Source organism: Blautia schinkii (genome assembly GCF_013304825.1).
Lineage (GTDB): Bacteria > Bacillota > Clostridia > Lachnospirales > Lachnospiraceae > Blautia_A > Blautia_A schinkii_B.
The window spans coordinates 159,562-176,028 of sequence record NZ_JAAWUO010000001.1 but is presented as its reverse complement, the minus strand read 5'-3'; the positions used below and the strand labels follow the sequence as shown (position 1 = coordinate 176,028).

The 16,467-nt window shown below is 44.1% G+C and carries 13 protein-coding genes and 1 other annotated feature; of the genes, 5 read left to right on the top strand and 8 right to left on the bottom strand.

Going from position 1 to position 16,467, the window contains the following annotated elements:
* Entirely contained in the window at window positions 1-1,254 is a 1,254-nt protein-coding gene (locus HFM85_RS00775; RefSeq protein WP_092070268.1) for an ABC transporter substrate-binding protein, read from the bottom strand.
* A gap of 728 nt (window positions 1,255-1,982) precedes the next feature.
* Here HFM85_RS00775 and HFM85_RS00770 point away from each other — a divergent pair.
* Both HFM85_RS00770 and HFM85_RS00765 read left to right on the top strand, forming a co-directional pair.
* Window positions 1,983-2,627, top strand: a complete 645-nt coding sequence (locus HFM85_RS00770) for a YesL family protein (RefSeq protein ID WP_173736826.1) — start codon at window positions 1,983-1,985, stop codon at window positions 2,625-2,627.
* 23 nt (window positions 2,628-2,650) lie between these two features.
* Complete coding sequence (locus HFM85_RS00765) at window positions 2,651-3,469, top strand: AraC family transcriptional regulator (protein ID WP_173736825.1); 819 nt, start codon at window positions 2,651-2,653, stop codon at window positions 3,467-3,469.
* 134 nt (window positions 3,470-3,603) lie between these two features.
* Here the strand turns inward: HFM85_RS00765 and HFM85_RS00760 are convergent, their stop codons facing one another.
* From HFM85_RS00760 to HFM85_RS00740, 5 genes are all read right to left on the bottom strand, one after another.
* Window positions 3,604-5,205 carry an ABC1 kinase family protein gene (locus HFM85_RS00760; protein WP_173736824.1) on the bottom strand — a complete coding sequence of 534 codons (1,602 nt, stop codon included), beginning with the start codon at window positions 5,203-5,205 and terminating at the stop codon, window positions 3,604-3,606.
* Between the two features lie 69 nt (window positions 5,206-5,274).
* The gene (locus HFM85_RS00755) at window positions 5,275-5,700 is read right to left on the bottom strand and encodes a hypothetical protein (RefSeq protein WP_243251449.1); all 426 of its coding nucleotides are present in this window, start codon (window positions 5,698-5,700) and stop codon (window positions 5,275-5,277) included.
* A 41-nt stretch (window positions 5,701-5,741) separates the two neighbouring features.
* The gene (locus tag HFM85_RS00750; RefSeq protein ID WP_173736823.1) at window positions 5,742-6,119 is read right to left on the bottom strand and encodes a diacylglycerol kinase family protein; all 378 of its coding nucleotides are present in this window, start codon (window positions 6,117-6,119) and stop codon (window positions 5,742-5,744) included.
* 263 nt (window positions 6,120-6,382) lie between these two features.
* Window positions 6,383-8,698: an ABC transporter permease gene (locus tag HFM85_RS00745; protein ID WP_173736822.1), complete on the bottom strand. Its 2,316-nt coding sequence runs from the start codon at window positions 8,696-8,698 to the stop codon at window positions 6,383-6,385.
* 9 nt (window positions 8,699-8,707) lie between these two features.
* Window positions 8,708-9,406 (bottom strand): ABC transporter ATP-binding protein, encoded by a 699-nt coding sequence (locus tag HFM85_RS00740; protein WP_173736821.1) that lies wholly within the window; start codon window positions 9,404-9,406, stop codon window positions 8,708-8,710.
* A 232-nt stretch (window positions 9,407-9,638) separates the two neighbouring features.
* On the opposite strand from HFM85_RS00740, the gene HFM85_RS00735 reads away from it, so the two are divergent.
* From HFM85_RS00735 to ilvN, 3 genes are all read left to right on the top strand, one after another.
* Window positions 9,639-10,925 (top strand): HlyC/CorC family transporter, encoded by a 1,287-nt coding sequence (locus HFM85_RS00735; RefSeq protein WP_173736931.1) that lies wholly within the window; start codon window positions 9,639-9,641, stop codon window positions 10,923-10,925.
* Window positions 10,926-11,114: 189 nt separating this feature from the next.
* Window positions 11,115-11,354 (top strand) — a binding site (T-box leader).
* A 100-nt stretch (window positions 11,355-11,454) separates the two neighbouring features.
* Window positions 11,455-13,173 (top strand): biosynthetic-type acetolactate synthase large subunit, encoded by a 1,719-nt coding sequence (gene ilvB / locus HFM85_RS00730; RefSeq protein ID WP_173736820.1) that lies wholly within the window; start codon window positions 11,455-11,457, stop codon window positions 13,171-13,173.
* A 12-nt stretch (window positions 13,174-13,185) separates the two neighbouring features.
* Window positions 13,186-13,695, top strand: coding sequence for an acetolactate synthase small subunit (gene ilvN / locus HFM85_RS00725; RefSeq protein ID WP_015526065.1), 510 nt, complete (start codon window positions 13,186-13,188; stop codon window positions 13,693-13,695).
* A 447-nt stretch (window positions 13,696-14,142) separates the two neighbouring features.
* On the opposite strand, the gene HFM85_RS00720 is transcribed toward ilvN, so the two are convergent.
* Window positions 14,143-15,105 (bottom strand): carbohydrate kinase family protein, encoded by a 963-nt coding sequence (locus HFM85_RS00720; protein ID WP_173736819.1) that lies wholly within the window; start codon window positions 15,103-15,105, stop codon window positions 14,143-14,145.
* Window positions 15,089-16,453: an MFS transporter gene (locus HFM85_RS00715; protein ID WP_117823769.1), complete on the bottom strand. Its 1,365-nt coding sequence runs from the start codon at window positions 16,451-16,453 to the stop codon at window positions 15,089-15,091. The genes HFM85_RS00720 and HFM85_RS00715 overlap by 17 nt, the downstream gene beginning before the upstream one ends.
* Between the last annotated feature and the right edge of the window lie 14 nt (window positions 16,454-16,467).

The following is a 16,467-nucleotide window of genomic DNA, read 5'->3' as shown; positions in this document are numbered from 1 at the left end:
TTACTCCTCAGCCAGCTTCTCGTTCATCTGATCAGCCATCTGCTTGCAAGCCTCTTCCATTGTGATGTCGCCTGTGTATACGCCCTTAAGGATCTCGTTGTCCTCGTTCTCCCATGTTACAGTAGATTTGGAGTATGGACGGATCTCCATGTCATCCATCATGTTCAGATAAGCCTGAAGGTTGAAGTCTGCGGATTTAGCCCATGCATCAGATGTATCTTTGTATGCACTCATTGTAACACCAAGCTCAGCCTGTTTCTCCTGAGCCTCTTTGGATCCGAGGTACTCGATCAGCTGCCAAGCTTCGTCTGTGTGCTCACCGGAAGCAGATGCTGCCCATCCAAGTCCGTTATATAAGGAAGCTCTTCTGCCTGTCTCAGCGTTTTTAGGAAGCTCTACACAATCACAGTTAGCTGCTGTGTACTCGTTCTCTTTAAATGCTGCAAGCATCCAGGAGCCCTGGCATGTCATAGCGATCTTGCCAGCCTCGAAAAGTACGTCCTCGTTGTTCTCGGACATTGTCTCAAGAGACGGGATCACGCCATCCTTGATCCATCCTTCCAGTGTCTGCATAGCTGCGATCGTCTTCTCATCATCCCAGCCGGATTTTGTCTTGTCATCGCTGATGATGTATCCGCCGTTATCATAGATCAGGTTGTAGTATCCGGCCTGGTTGTTATCATTTCTCATTGCGAGACCGTACTGGGAACCATCATCCTTAGTAAGCTTCTTAGCTGCCTCTGTAACATCATCCCATGTCCAGTCAGCTGTCGGATAATCAAGTCCTGCCTCGTCAAATAATGTCTTGTTGTACCAGAGAGCGATTGTATCTATATCCTTCGGTACTGCATAATATTTATCATCGTATGTATACAGTCCCCAGATATCCTCCGGATAGTTCTCCGGATCGATCAGATCGCTGTCTTTGATCTTATCGGTCAGATCAAGAAGCATATCGTTGGACATGTATCTCTGACTCTCGTTGGAGTGCATCCAGAATACGTCCGGAAGGGAACCACCCTGTGCACCGGCCTCGAGCATTGTCCAGTACTCATCCCATTTAACAACGGAAATCTCTGTCTTGATTCCTGTCTTCTCTGTGAAGTCTGCGAGAATTTCTTTGATTCCCGGCTCCTGGTTGGTGTCCCAGATGGATACGGAAAGTGTAACATCGTCACCTTTTGCATATACCGGAACTGCTGTCATTACCATGGCACCTGCTAACAATAATGCTGCTACTCTTTTAAAATTCATAACTTCTTCCTCCTTTTAAATCTTTCTTATTTTCCCTCTTTCTTTGGTCAGTTTTTATATTTTTTCACGCCCCTGACCGTTGATATTATTATAATTGCACATGGAAAAATGATAAATGGATTATTGTCATTTCAATATGGAAAAATGTTATTATTTGTTCATTTTATCTATTTTTTGTTCATACTTTGTTAATTATCCGTCATTTTTTTCCTGTATTTTTATGTTTTTTTATATTTTCCCATAATTTCCACTATTTTTGAGTATGTTTTGAAACCATTTTGTTTCTTTATGGCAAAACCAACATTTTTACATGTCTGTTTTTGTATGTTTTTACTAACTCAAAACATGTACAAATGTCATTTGACGAAAAAATTGTTTTCCCGTTCCTAACATAATTCCATGCGTGCCATTATTTCTACATATGCACGCAAAGTTCCATGTTTTTTATTCAGTCCCATAAAATGTGCTGTATCCTCCTGTTTTCCCTCAAAAGATTTTCAGCCACACCGGTTTTCTCACAGTCAGACGGGTATTTACGATCCGCATTCACAGCGAAGCGTATTACTGTTCACTCTGTGGCCAGAACACACTTTATAATGCACAGGATACTTATCTGTGTTCCCTCTCTTTACACACAGTCGAAAACTGTGCTAAGATTACCTGTATCGGACTTTACAACTGTGGTCTGTTTTTCATTTTTATATTTCTATATAAGGAGGTATTTCGTTATGAATCTTTTGAATGAAGATAATGTTGTTCATGTATTTCTCAACAAACTGGGCGACATCGTGATCGCCAATCTTCTTTTTATTCTCTGCAGTATTCCGGTGATCACCATCGGGCCGTCACTGACTGCCCTTTATCACTGCATGATGCGTACAGTAAAGGGGAATAACAACGGCACGACGAAAACATTTTTCAGAGCTTTTAAGGAAAACTTCAAACAGTCACTGATCGTATGGCTGCTGATCCTTGCTGCCGGAGCCGTGATCATCCTGAATATACGTTTCCTGCTCCATGCAGAAGGAAGTGCTGCACATATGCTCTTTTATCTTTCTGTGGGAGTCCTGACTCTGCTGATTATTTTTACTTTATACATCTTCCCGGTGATTGCAACCTTTGCCAATACGCTGGGAGCACTTTGCAGAAATGCATTTCTGCTGGCATTTATGCATTTTCCCACAACGATCGCCATTGCAGTGATCACGATCTTTCCATTATATATGACTTATCTTGATGTAAAGCTGCAGCCACTTTACGTATGCTGCTGGTTTTTCTTCGGATTTGGACTTGTAGCTTTTATCAATTCGATGCTTTTGTATCGTTTTTTTAAGAAACTGCTTCCTCCGGAGGAGGATATTACACTTTTGTGACAAAAAACAGGAGGCCCAGTCAAATGAAAAAAGAACCCAACCCCCAGCACGCTCTTTCCGTCTACTTCTGCGGTCAGGAAGACTGTGGCCCGAACCACTCCTTCGGTCCAGCCATGCGCCCACACTACCTCCTCCACGTGATCTTCCACGGCAAAGGCATCTACCAGTGCAGCGGCCACACCTACCATCTGAAAGCAGGTGATGCTTTTCTCATCCGTCCAATGGACTCCATCTACTACCGCGCTGACAGCTCCGAACCCTGGAGCTATGCCTGGGCGGGCTTTGACGGCTCTACCTGCAAAGAAATCCTGAAACAAACCATATTTTCCGACTCTCTCATCTTCACCCCGGAAACACCCTCCCTGAAAAACAGCCTCCTTACCCACATGCAAAACCTCCTTGACACCTTTTCCGAAAACAACGGAAACGGCCTTGCCTCCGCAGGAAACCTCCTCCTGATGCTATCCGTCATGCAAAAAAAGCCTTCCGAAAGCAGAACCGACATCTCAACCCTCTACTTTCAGCAAGCTTCCGAATACATCAGGAACAATTACGCCTACCCTATCCATATCTCTGACGTGGCACGCTACGTAGGAATCGAACGTTCCTACCTTTACCGTATCTTTATGGAACACGAAAACACATCACCAAAACAATATCTCCTGAAACACCGCCTCCAGATGGCAGCCCAGCTTCTCTGTTCTTCCTCCTGCACAATCACAGAAGCAGCACTCTCCTGCGGTTTCCGGGACGCCCCATCCTTCTGCAACTATTTCCGACAGGGAACCGGCTACACTCCAAAGGAATTCCGCAAATCCTACAGCGGAACTATCTACATCTGACCAGATACCTGCACTCCGTCATTTTTCTGCCTGATGAAAGATAATATCTCTTAACTGCAGACAGTCCGGAACAATTTCATAACAGCAAAAAAGACAGAAACCATCCTGCAGACTCTGCAAATGATCTCCGTCTTTTATTTTTTTCCTGAAAAGAAATGCTTGATAAACACATACAAAACAATAATAAAAGCAAACACATAACCAAAGGCACCCAACGCCGGAATCCCCCACAGCTTTGGTTTCATATCCGTAGTACAGATAATGCTGGAACTGATCAGAAGTGCCATCACCCACAACCCCATCACAATATTCCGCACCAGCCGGCGCAAAAGCCACGCCAGATCATCCGAGGCATGAAGATCCAGATTGATCTTCGTCTGCCCTTTCATACAGCCCTGAAGAAAATCTGCTGCCAGAGAAGGAATATCCACTGCACGTTTCAGGGACCAGGCAAGATTTTTTCCTTCTTTTTTTATCTCACGCTTCCAGTTCCCGTTGCTGAACAACTGCTCCTTGAGCCTTGCTGCGGCAATCTGTGTCATATTGATCTCCGGGCAGATCTCAGCCAGAACCCCTTCAACATGGGTCAGTCCTCGCGCAAGCATGGTCAGTCCGTGAGGCATCATGATCTTATTCTCCTTCATGACCTCCATCAGATCCACCATGACTTCTGCCACATCAATGTTTCCCATATCTGCAGTACCGTATTTATCCATAAGTCCACGGATATCCTCATAAAGCTTGCTGGAATCCGGTTTGCCTTTAAACTCACCAAGAGCCAGGACTGCATCCTGGATCTTGCCTATATTGTTCATGGCAACACCTTCGATGGCTTCGCTGATCAACTGGCGGTCACGCTCCGTCAGCCGTCCCATCATTCCCATGTCGATCCAGACGATTTTTCCCTCCTGGATCCTTACGTTTCCTGGATGCGGGTCTGCGTGGAAAAAGCCGTCCTCCATCACCTGTTTGATAAAATTATCCACATATTTCGTTCCGACCTCATTAAGATCATAACCATTGGCCAGAAGATCAGCCTTATCATTGATAGCAAAACCGTCAATATATTCCATCACAAGAATATGCGGCGAAATATACTCACGGTATAGGATCGGCACTTTCACAAAAACCACATCTTTGTTCTTTTTTGCAAATTCTGCCATGTTTGCAGCTTCCGTCAGGAAATTCATCTCCTCCTGGGTCACAGTCCACAGTTCACTTAAGACCATGTTCAAATCCACCATACCCTTAATGCTCACCGGTGGCATCAGACGTACAGCCTTGTGCATCAGACCGATATCCCTGGCCATGGTTTCATAGATTCCTTTTCGCTGAACCTTGATCACAACCTCTTCGCCTGTTTTCAACGTGGCCCGATGCACCTGGGCAATCGATGCTGCTCCCAGAGGTTTCTGCTCAATATACTGAAATTCTGCCTGCCACGGACAGCCCATGGACTCTTCCAGTACCTCGATCACCTGGGAAAAAGGCATCGGCGGTACATCAGAGCAGAGCTTCATCAGCTCATCACAGTATCTCTTTGGAAGAATATCAGAACGGAGGGACATGATCTGACCCAACTTGATATAAGTTGGGCCCAGATCTTCCAGTATGAGCCGGAGCTTCTCAGGAGAAACGCCCCGGGTGATTGCATGCTTTTTCAGAACGGCTGTGATCTCTCTCAGCCGTTCTCCATATCCGTTATTTTCTTTCTTCTCCTGTTCTTCTCTGCCCATAAGCTTCTCCGTTTACTGCTTCGTCTGCGTTGTCGTTTAGTCAATCGGATATTTACGATCCGCAGTCGGTTACTCTGCTGCTTGTTCTTCGCTCCCGGTATCTTCTGCATTTTCTGTTTCCGCAGAAGCTTCCTGTACAACTTCCTCTGCCGGTTCTTCTGTTGTCTCGGCTTTCTCCTCAGCAGCCTCGGCCTGCATGCGCTCGATCTGCGTCTTCACAGCAGCCAGCTGCTCCGGTGTCAGCCTGGAAATCGTTGCCTTCAGTTCTTCCTGATCATTCTTTCTGGCTGCAGATTCCTTTACAGAATCAGCAGCTGTCTTAACCGTTGATTTGATGTTATGCTTCAGCTCCTGATTAAGAACCTTACCCTGTTCAACCGTAAGCTCACCCTTTTTTACCAGTTCATCCAGAATTTCTTTGGATTTCTCTGCTGTCACTGCTGCTGTACCAATACCCACCAGTAAAATTTTCTTCAGTCCTTCACCTAATTCCATAATATTTTCTCCTTTCCTGAAACAAAAGTTTTCTGTTCCTGTCATATTCCCAGAAAAGCAAGTCCCTTGGGAACAAAAATGATCAATCCGACGATCGCTGCCATGATCGCTGCGATCAGTACTGCTCCGGCTGCTGTGTCCTTGGCGATCTTTGCCAGAGGGTGACGTTCCTCTGTGACCAGATCCACAACAGCTTCCACTGCCGTATTCACCAGTTCCAGCGCCATCACCATTCCGAACAGTCCTAGGCAGATGCACCAATCTGTCACGGAAATCCCAAGGATCAGTCCTGCGATCACCACAAGCGCTGCCACCATACAGTGGATCTTCATATTTCTTTCCTTGCGGATGCAGGTAAAAATCCCCTGAAACGCATATCCGAAGCTTTTATACAGCGGATCCTTCTTTCTGCCTGCCATGTTCCTCACCTGATTTCCTGTTTGAATTATTCCCTCCAACGGGAAGTATGGGATTATTATAACAAGTTTGTAGTAATATTTCCAGTATTCCGGAAAATTTATGAATATTTAAGGAGTATATGTGGTTATTCACAGATAACTGTTTAAGCGGATAAAAGCATCCGCATTCGGTTAAACCACACATACTCCTGATCCTGTTGTATATTCTGTAAAATTTTCGGATATCCTGAAGTATTTTTCCGGATATATACGAATGTCACATATTATTCCACATTTTTCAGTGCTTCATCCATAGGCACATGACGGATCCTCCGGAATTCCAGCACTGCTACCACTGCATAGGCTGCGATTCCGATCCCCATCATTTTCACATAGATCATGGGATCCACCCACATGGTGATCCATCCCGAAATACTGGAAAGCATCATCTCTCTGAATAGCACTTCCATGATCTGCCGTTCAACCGGAAGGCTTAACAACAGGCAGAACATCACCACAAATGATGTAGAAAGTATATACAAACGACTGATCTCGCCATTTGTATAACCCAGGATCTTGGTCATGGAAATCGACTGGGCATTTTTTTCGATGATAACCTTGGAAAGCAGATAGATCACCACCAGAAAAATGATCACGGAAAATCCATACATCATTCCCATCATATCTCCCATGGAAACATCTAGCTGCCTGGATATTTTTGTAAGAGCTTCCAGGTCAATGACAGAACCGATATATTTTGAAGGGATATCCCTGATCTCTGTATCGGAAAAATATCCTCCAAAGTGATCATCCCCAAGATCAAACGCCTCATTCAGCTTATCACGTTCCATAAATACACAGAGGCTTGCCGCATAATCATAGATCCCATCTACTTTAAAGGAATACTCATCCTTCTCGTATTTTTCCTTCAAAGTTATGGTATCCCCCTCCTTGATCCGGAATTTATCTGCATAAGCACTGGAAATATAAACACCCTCTCCCGAAAGATCTGCACGGATATACTTGCTATCCGGCTCTACACCATAGAGAGTGATCTCCTCACTTTTATATTTACCAGGCATAGTATTCAGGGAATATGCAGAAAATTTTTCTGCATCCTTATTATCCGTTCTGGTATCCATATAATATTCCATAAGAGAACTCATGGCATCCGCTTTATTTCCTGAATAGGCACTTGCCGGAACCGAAAGCATGTACTGGTATTTCGCCAGCATATTTTCCTGGATCTCAAGCTGATAATGATCCAGCGTAGACGGAAGAAGCATTCCGAAAAACAGCAGCAGATTTGCGAAAATAACTCCCACAAACAGCACCAAATAACTGCTGACATTCTGAAAGATCACCCGGAGGCGAAATCTGGAAAAAATTCCTATCTTCGGGCTTAAATACACTGCACGTTTCTGTTTTTTACCGGAAAAATCCCTTCGCAGGAACTTCAGAGGCGAAAGCTGCAGGCGGTACCTGAGCACCGCATGATCGATCAGTATCATAATGATGACCGGAACTACAGTTGTCAGAAGAAAGGCATCTGCATTCCATACGGTCACATAAGTCGGCAGACTATAGCTCCCGTAATACATGTCTGCACATACACCCTTAAATACGGTATATCCAAGAATATTTCCGATCAGGGCACCTGCCAGCGTGACCAAAACCGGAAGCGTTATATAATGAAGGATCAGCTCCCGTCTGGTATAACCGGATGCACGTAACGTACCGATAACACCGGCTTCCTTTCGGATCGTATTGCTAATGGTAATTCCAAACACAAAAGCCATGATCACGATCACAATATAAAGAAGCGTGATGACCATTGCCCTGTCTCCGCCCATATCATCGCCGGTGAAAATGATCGCCTGGTTAAGATAACGTGGGACAAAGGCTTCCAGGGCTACCACTTTGCCGATATCTTCCATGAGATTTTCGGAAATCTTCTTCTCCTCTTTTTCGTTTTTTGGCTGATGATCATATATCCATGCATAATTGTACCGGAGCTTTTCCTGATCCAGGTTTTCAAATTCCTCCGGAGTTACGATCGCCACACCAAACTTTACAGAATCAAACATGGAATCATTATTATTCTGAAACAGGGCACTGTAATCCGAAAGTGCCACCAGGCCTGTGATCTTCCAGGATTTTTCACCTCTGATCAGGGTATCTCCTACCTTAAGACTGTTGTTATCCGCATACATACGGTCAATGGCGATCTCGCCCTGCCCTGACGGCATTTCTCCCTTCATCAGGCAGACCTTATTCACCTTCTCACGGTTTTTAAAAAAACGCATGGTGCTTCCGTTATCCAGATCTTCTTCTATATAGTAGTTCGCATAAAGCTTAACACCGGCAGCTTCAATATCCTTCCACTGAGAACTGTAAATCTTTTCCGCAGTACGGAAATTTCCGTTTTCGATGTTATATTTATCAAAGCTCTCATTATAAGCCTTCAGCATGCTTCCATCGGCTACCAGAAAGCCGGACACAAACCCGATGGTCAGTACCATCAGCAGGAAAACCACCAGATATTTTCCAAATTCCCCTTTCAGTTCTCTGGGGATACGCTTACGTAAAGGATTCTTCATAATGCCCCCTTACCATTCCAGGTCAGCAGCCGGAATCTTCTGCTCATTCTGATAGTTTCTGCGAATCATACCGTCACGAAGCTTTACCACACGGTCTGCCATATCCTTGATGGCATCGTTGTGAGTAACCATGACTATGGTATTTCCGTATTTGTGATTGAGTGTTTCAATCAGCTTCAGGATTTCCTTGGAGGTGTTGTAATCCAGCGCACCGGTAGGCTCATCGCAAAGCAGAATATCCGGATTTTTTACAATGGCACGGCCAATGGCGGTTCTCTGCTGCTGGCCTCCCGAAAGCTGGTTCGGAAGCTTCCGCTGATGTTCATAAAGTCCCAGTGTCTCCAGCAGCTCATCCACATCCAGCGGTCTGTCACTTAAATAAGCACCAACTTCAATATTCTCCCTCACAGTCAGATTGGGGATCAGATTATACATCTGAAAAATATATCCAAGATGTTTTCTGCGGTAGAGAGAAAGCTTCTTTTCCTTCATATCCCCCAGCTGTTCTCCCTGAATGGTAATGCTGCCTGCATCTGCTCCGTCAATGCCGCCGATGATATTTAACAGAGTAGATTTTCCGGAACCGGACGGTCCCAGAAGCACACAGAATTCTCCCTTTTCAATTTCCAGATCGATCCCCTTTAGAACATCTACGTAGCTCTCTCCTGCCCCGAAGGATTTTTTTATTCCTTTTATTTCCAGAAACATAAACCTCTCCTTCCATTCCTGTTCATTTCTTTTTTATATATGAATACAAATATATGTTAGTTCAGACTTACTCTTTTGTCAAGAAGCAGACTTATTTTTGTATTTTTTCCATATATCTATATGCGCTGTATCAGTCCGGCTCTTGCCAAAATCCGATAAAACATATATAATGGAGAAGTATCTGTATATTTTTAACCAAATAATCTTATTTTTAAAGGAGTGAATATTGAAAGTGGACCCCAGCGACACTTACCAGATAATCATATTACTTATTCTGCTGGCATTGTCAGCCTTTTTCTCATCTAACGAAACCGCGCTGATGTCGGTAAACAAGATCCGTCTCCGCTCTCTTGCAGACGAAGGAAACAAGCGTGCAGCCATGGCTCTCGATATCCTGGAGAACCAGACTCCCAAGCTTCTCAGTGCGATTCTCATCGGAAACAACATTGTGAACATTTCGGCTTCTTCCCTTGCAACCACACTTGCATACAGCTTTGGCGGCTATATGGTCAGCATCGTAACGGTGATCCTGACGGTTCTGATCCTGATCTTCGGCGAGATCACCCCCAAGAACTACGCAACCATTAACTCTGAAAAGATCACCCTCCGCTATATCCCGGTCTTTAAATTTCTTATGACCATCATGACACCGGTGATCTTTATCATCAATCTCTTTTCAAGAGGTGTGATGCGCCTGATGCGTGTGGATCCGGATGCAGCCGACAAGGCCATGACCGAGGAGGAGCTTCGTACCATCGTGGACGTCAGCCACGAGGACGGTGTCATTGAATCCGACGAAAAAGAAATGATCTACAATGTGTTTGATCTTGGAGATGCCACAGCCAAGGATATCATGGTTCCAAGAGTACATGTTACCTTTGCAGATGTGGAATCCACCTATGATGAACTAATCGATATTTTCCGCGAGGATAAGTTCACACGTCTGCCGGTTTATAAGGACAGCCAGAATAACATTGTGGGAATCATCAACATGAAGGATCTTCTTCTTTACGACAAAAATGAGGAATTTGTTATCGATCATTTCCTCCGAAAGCCGCATTTCACTTACGAAACAAAAAGCATTTCCGATCTTCTTGTGGAAATGAAGGACTCCACCTTCAACATTGCCATTGTACTGGATGAATACGGTGATATGGCCGGATTGATCACACTGGAGGACATCCTGGAGGAGATCGTGGGCGAGATCCATGACGAATACGATGAGAAGGAGGACGAGCTTGTCCAGAAAATTTCCGACCGGGAATACATCATCGAAGGCTCCATGCATCTGGATGACGTAAATGATCATCTGGGTACGGAACTGGATTCCGAGGATTACGATTCCCTGGGTGGATTTATCATCGAACATCTGGATCGTCTGCCTGTTGCCGGTGACGAAGTGATCACCGAGGACGGAATCCATCTGATCGTAGAAAAGCTGGATAAGAACCGTATCGAGAAAGTGCATGTCTACCTTCCGGAAAAAGAGCCTGAAACACCGGAAAATACCGAATCCTGAGTAAGCAGGCTCCAACTCCGTAACAATAAACAGCTGATGTACCGGAAAATACTTAATATTTAATACTTAATATCATCCATATCGGAACTGTTATCGGAATTCCCGGCTCACCCATTGAGCCATCATGATTTCTGATTGACAGTTCCGATATTTTATATTATAATAATATAAAATTTTTATCTATATTTACTAAATGCAATGACAGGGAGTAGTACATAGTCTCCGGATGCCCAGAGAGAAGATGGCCGGTGAGAATCTTCGTGACAGAGCTATGGAAGTAGCCCTCGAGCAGTGGACTGAACCATGAATTTTCATGCAGTAGGCTCCAACGTTATTCCTACGTTACAGGGAAGCAGTATATTTGTACTGACAGAGAGCAGAGTTTTACCTCTGAAAACAGGTGGTACCGCGGAATCATCCGTCCTGAGCATATTTATTCGATATGCCGGGACTTTTTTATTGGAAAAAATATTCCGTGGCAACCCTTATCTGCTTAACTATCCACATCACCAAAGGAGGGAACCAATTCATGAAACAGATTTCCGGAAACAAATTGCTTGTAAAAGCCTTAAAAGAAGAAGGCGTTGATGTTCTGTTCGGTTATCCTGGTGCCTGCACCATTGATATCAGCGACGAATTATATAAACAGAGCGACATTGACATCATCCTGCCGCGCCATGAGCAGGCCCTCGTCCATGAAGCTGACGCCTACGCCAGAACAACCGGAAAAGTCGGCGTATGCCTCGTTACCAGCGGCCCTGGTGCCACCAACCTTGTGACAGGTCTTGCAACTGCCAACTACGACAGCGTTCCACTTGTATGCTTCACCGGCCAGGTAGCCCGTCACCTGATCGGAAACGATGCTTTCCAGGAGGTTGATATCGTAGGAATCACAAGAAGCATTACAAAATACGGAGTAACCGTCCGTAATCGTGAAGATCTTGGCCGTATTATCAAAGAAGCATTCTACATTGCACGTACCGGACGCCCCGGCCCTGTTCTCATCGACCTTCCGAAAGATGTGATGGCAGAGCTTGGAAGTGCCGAGTATCCTAAAAGCGTCAATATCCGTGGCTACAAGCCGAATACCAGCGTTCACATTGGTCAGCTGAAACGAGCTCTCAAAATGCTCCAGAAGGCAAAGAAGCCTCTGTTTCTTGCAGGTGGCGGTGTGATCATCTCCCGCGCGCAGGAGATTTTTACTCAGGTTGTTGAGAAAACTCAGGTTCCGGTTGTTACTACTGTTATGGGACGTGGCGCGATTTCTACCAGAAACCCTCTGTTTATCGGAAATCTTGGCATGCACGGTGCTTATGCTGCGAACATGGCAGTCAATGAATGTGATCTCCTTTTCTCCATCGGAACGCGTTTCAATGACCGTATCACAGGCAAGCTCCATGAATTTGCACCGCATGCACAGATCGTCCACATTGATATTGATACTGCTTCTATTTCCAGAAACATCCATGTTGATATTCCGATCGTTGCTGACGCAAAAGAAGCCATAACCAAGATGAACGAATATGTTCAGGAATGCAGCACCGACAAATGGCTGAAACAGGTCCAGGAATGGAAAGAAGAACATCCGCTCACCATGAAAGACCGTGGTATGATGGGGCCTCTGGATATCATCGGCGAGATCAACCGTCAGTTTGATAAAGCAATTCTTGTTACAGATGTTGGACAGCATCAGATGCTTGTAAGCCAGTATGCGGACATCACCGAGAACCGTCAGCTGATCATGTCCGGCGGACTTGGAACCATGGGTTACGGCCTTCCAGGTGCTATCGGTGCAAAGATTGGAAATCCAGACACACCTGTCATCTCTGTTTCCGGTGACGGCGGCATGCAGATGAATATCCAGGAGCTTGCCACCGCTGTTCTGGAAGAGCTTCCGATCATCTGCTGCATTTTTAATAATGAATATCTGGGAATGGTCCGCCAGTGGCAGAAACTTTTCTATGGAAAACGCTACGCTATGACAAACTTAAAAGCCGGTGCCCTCTCCCGCCGTACAGAAGGCCAGGAGTATCCGGAATACACACCAGATTTCATCCGTCTTGCAGAAAGCTATGGGGCAAAAGGTATCCGCGTAACTGAAAAAGATCAGATTGCGGCTGCTTTCGAAGAGGCTAAGAAGAATACAAAAGCTCCTACGATCATCGAATTTATCATTGATCCGGAGGAAATGGTTTACCCGATGGTTAAGCCGGGTGGTACTCTGGCTGATCTGATCATGGATTGTTAGGAGGAATGAAAAATGGATAAAGGAATGAAAAAAAGATGGATCTCTCTTTACGTTGAAAACCAGGTTGGTGTTCTTTCCAAGATTTCCGGTCTTTTCTCCGGAAAGTCCTATAACCTGGACAGTCTTACAGTTGGAACTACTGAAGACCCGACCGTTTCACGAATGACTATCGCTACTGTCAGTGATGATGAGACTTTTGAGCAGATCAAAAAACAGCTGAACCGTATGATCGAGGTTATCAAGGTCATTGACTTTACAGATGTATTTGTCCGTATGAAAGAGATTCTTTATATCAAAGTCAAAGGCTGCTCACCGGAAGATAAAGTGGAACTCTTCCAGATTGCCGAAACTTTCAAGGCCCGTGTCATCGACTACGGCAAAGACAGCCTGCTCCTGGAATTCGTCCAGACCGCAACCAAAAACGACGCAGTCATCAAGCTTATCAAAGAAGAGTTCAAGCATATCGAAGTTGTCCGCGGCGGAAGTGTCGGAATTGAGTCCATCAGCATGATGGAGAGGTAAAAACTGAATAATACTCCGACAGAAAAACACGGGGCTGATGCTTTAACGATTAATAAATCGTGAGAGAGTATGAAATTTTTCTGTAAAATAATGTTTAGAAGGTTCTTCTATGATACAATAAATATCATTAGGAGGACCTTTTGTTATGGCAAGACAAAAGAAACCTGTACATCGAGTACAAATGACCGAAGGAAAACGAGACATCATCCATCAGCTCCTGGAAGAATACGGACGTCTCCAAGAGTAACGAATAAACTGGCGAATAAGACGGGCGGAAAAACGCCTGCTCTTGACATGCCATTCAACAACTGTTATATATAAAACAAGGGTGAGACGCCTGATTTTCAGACTTACCACCCTTACATATCATAGAAGAATCTTATTTACAGACTTTTTCTCACAGTCTCGGAGAATTTTTACAGCCCCGAGTTTGTTCATATACCTTCATTATTTCTGCATAAATTCAAACACCGCCTCTTTCGTCGGAATCGCAGGGATTCCCCCTCTCTTTTGCACACACAATCCAGCAACTGCATTTCCCAAAACAGCACACTTTTTGATTTCTTCCCATTCCATTTTTTCAACATTCTTATTCATGGAAAGGATACTGCATAATACGCCTCCCCAGAATGAATCACCTGCCCCAGTCGTGTCGACCGCATGTATCTGAAATGCTTTGATGATTTCTTTTCTGCTTTTTGTCGCCATAAGAACGCCCTGTTCTCCCAATGTAATGGCAACCAGCTTTGGTCCCATGGCAAGGAGTTGATCTGCAGCCTGCTCATAACTTTTCGCCTCTGTCAACAGAGTACTCTCTTCATCCGATACCTTCATGACATCTACCAATTCTATGACAGATCTCATTTTTTTCACTGCATCCTCTTTGCTCTTCCAAAGAGACGGTCGATAATTTGGATCATAGGAAATAAGTACACCCGCTGCTTTTGCCATTTTTACCGCTTCGATCGTTGTACTTTCTGCCGGTTCATCTGTCAGCGATAATGATCCAAAATGAAAAACTCTACAACCTGAAATTAATGTCTGATCCAGTTCTTCTTTTTTTAGCTGTGTATCTGCACCCGGTTTTCTTGCAAAAGAAAAATTTCGTTCTCCATTTTCACCGATTTCCACAAATGCCAACGTTGTAAAATAACCCGGGTCTTCAACAATAGCATCTGTATTGATTCCTTCCTTTTGCAATGTCTTCTTTAAAAATTTACCATGCATATCGTTTCCAACTTTTCCAATAAAAGATGTGTGATACCCAAAGTGGCTTGCAACAGTTAGAAGATTTGCCGGAGCACCTCCGGGATTCTGTTCGAACAATTTCCTCCCATCCTGACTATGTCCTGCTTCCGTAAAATCAATCAGCAATTCTCCCAATGCCACGATATCAACTTTTTCTTCCATTTTTCAGTTCCTCCACAATCTCGTTATAACGTTTTTTATTTAACCGGTAGAAAAATAATACAACCGCAGTCACAATCCAAAGTGCACCTGGAATCGTCGTAAATGCATGTTTCATAATTGAAAGTACAGTTGCATTTTGTGTCTGATTTGCAATATAACCATATTTTCCAAGTAATCCTGCTAAAAGTGCTGTTCCAACTGCCATTCCGATTTTATTTCCAAGTGAAATAAATGCATACTGAAAGCCGTCATTTCTAAGTCCGGTTTTCCACTCCCCATATTCCACACAGTCTGGAATAATTGCATAGATTGCGGTATTAAATCCAGAGAAGAAAAACTGTGTGAGACCAGATAATGCATAAAAAATAGCTGGTGATTCTTTGGCATTGAAGAAAAACATAGACAACATTGAAATTCCTGTAAATAAAGCAAAGAGAGATGCTGTTCTTCCTTTGTTATTCAACTTGCGGAATACTGGTTGAAAACAGGCTGCCCCGATGATAGAAGGAATAATGATGCACATCGAATAAGTTGTGTAGTAGGAGGCATTCCCTTCCACATATGTAAAATAATACAGAATATCTGCGTTTCTACCATATAATGTAAATCCAAACAATATCTGTCCTACCAATGCAAGAAGATATGGTCTATTCTGCATGACTGCTTTCAACTGAACCTTTACAGAAATTTTTTCTTTTTCCGGAGTGATCACTGCCTCTTTCGTCTTCGCAAAGCAGAAGAAATGACAGGCTGTAAAAATACATCCATATATGACCGCAACCGTCAGATATCCTGTCTTTGCACTATGACTGCCGAATTTGCTGAGCAGTGGAACTGTGATAATATTTAACACCCCAATTGCAATCATCGCTGCAACCGAACGGGATGTATTTATTTTTGCACGTTCATCAATATCCTGTGTCATAGCACCACACAAGGTTCCATACGGAATATTCACACAGGTATACCCCAAAACCAGCAGACAATATGTAATTACCATATAAATGATCTTTCCATTCTGCGGCCAGTCGGGTCTTGCCCAGAACGTCATAACAAGAAGAATCGCTGTAATTGGTGCCGCTACTAACAGCCATGGACGGTACCGTCCCCATCTCGATTTTGTTTTATCCGTAAGTCCCCCGACGATTGGATCATTGATTGCATCCCAGAATCTTGAAAAAAGCATAAGTGCTGAAACAGCCGCCATACTGATTCCGAACACGTCTGTATAAAATATCATCAGAAAATTACTGACGAACATCCAGCTGAAATTACATCCAACATCACCAAACCCATATGCAATCTTACTGATCAGCGGTACTTTTCCATTTTTGTTTTCGCTTCCCATATGTCCCTCCTATT